This is a genomic window from Haloferax sp. Atlit-6N (genome assembly GCF_003383195.1).
Taxonomy (GTDB): Archaea; Halobacteriota; Halobacteria; order Halobacteriales; family Haloferacaceae; genus Haloferax; species Haloferax gibbonsii.
In genome coordinates, this window is the sequence record NZ_QEQJ01000039.1 from 1 (window position 1) to 772 (window position 772).

Sequence of the window (772 nt, forward strand, 5' to 3'; positions counted from 1 at the left end):
GAAGATGGCTAACCGCCGGACTGTCGGCCAACGGCGCCGAAAGAGCGAGAATAGCGGCTCTCGCGTTCGCGCGGCTGTGCAGGCCGCCCGGGAGAAAGTCAGTCGCGAGTCGGACGGCCGAAAAGGTATCGACGCGCGAGCGTACGGTGACGATCGTGAGGGCGTCGACGCCGCAGAGACCGAGGTCGACGACGAAGCGGTTGAGCGCGTCTCTGGCGGCCCACAGCGCAGTCGTGTCCAACAGGCAAAACGAGCTGCGTCCGAGCGCATTAGCGAACTCACGGATATCCAGAAAGAGAAGCTGAAAGACAAAAACGCCCGAGCAGCGGTGAAGCAAGCCCTCGCTGCAGCGACGATCGCGACGGATGGGGCGCCAGAGATGGACTCCAGTCGCGACAACATCGGCACGCGGGCGGCACGATCTGCGGCGATCGGCTCGCCGAGCCGCGGCGGGCTGCGTCCCGTCGGAGACGAGCGCGTTGTCTCCGAGATGGCGCGGATGTCAGCCGCCGAAGGCAACGAGTTGCTTGACTTCGGCGCTGGCGGTCTCAACCTCGGAGCAGGGGCGGGCGTGGGCGCGAGCGGCAGCGCGGCAGGACCGTCGCTCTCGCTTGGCTTCGATGGCTCGTTGCTCGACGACGCGGGAGACAACGAGGCAGACGAAAGCGACGATAACAGCGCGCTGAACGTCGGTTTGTCTAATGTGGGGGTCAATATATGAGCCGCGACCCGTACGCTGGCGGGGCCTACGAACCGGGCGGCGTCGCGGACG

1 protein-coding gene is annotated in these 772 nt (G+C 66.2%); it reads left to right on the forward strand.

The window, feature by feature from the left end; all coding sequences use genetic code 11:
* Window positions 1–721 (forward strand): hypothetical protein (locus DEQ92_RS21025; protein WP_233516925.1); only part of this gene is annotated, 721 nt, incomplete at its 5' end.
* Window positions 722–772: the final 51 nt, after the last annotated feature.